Annotated in this window: 2 protein-coding genes; both read left to right on the top strand. The window is 38.8% G+C overall.

What is annotated here, in order from left to right:
- Window positions 1–273: transposase (locus tag ACFRAE_RS17790; RefSeq protein WP_422798514.1), on the top strand; the 273-nt coding region annotated here is incomplete at its 5' end.
- A 20-nt stretch (window positions 274–293) separates the two neighbouring features.
- The coding region (locus ACFRAE_RS17785; protein WP_422798515.1) for a helix-turn-helix domain-containing protein at window positions 294–433 on the top strand (140 nt) is incomplete at its 3' end.

The raw sequence follows: 433 nt of genomic DNA, 5'->3' as shown, positions 1-433 counted from the left end.
CAAAAAATCATGATCGTTATGGAAGCCTTACGGGCAGAGGTATCGGTATCGGAACTGTGTCGCAAGCATAATATTAATGAATCGCAATTCTATAAATGGAACAAAGAATTCCTTGAAGCGGGAAAAAAGCGACTAGAGGGCGATTTAACACGAGAAGCAACGAGTGATGAGGTGATGGAATTAAAGCAAGAGAACGCTCGTTTAAAGGAAATTGTCGCCGATTTGGTTCTGCGTTATGATATCGTAAAAAAAAGCTTGGATTTGCTGGATTAAGCACAAAATATAAGAAGTTTATGCGTATCACAGCAGCAGAAAAGTACGAGATTATCCAGTCCGTTACACGTTCAGAAATCGGCATTAAACGTACTCTAAAAGAGTTTGGTATTGCTCGAAGTACCTTTTACAAGTGGTACAATTGTTATTTGAAAGATGG

This window comes from Sphingobacterium sp. HJSM2_6 (genome assembly GCF_049316305.1).
Lineage (GTDB): Bacteria > Bacteroidota > Bacteroidia > Sphingobacteriales > Sphingobacteriaceae > Sphingobacterium.
The sequence above is the reverse complement of the archived record's forward strand: the minus strand, read 5'-3'. Positions and strand labels throughout refer to the sequence as shown.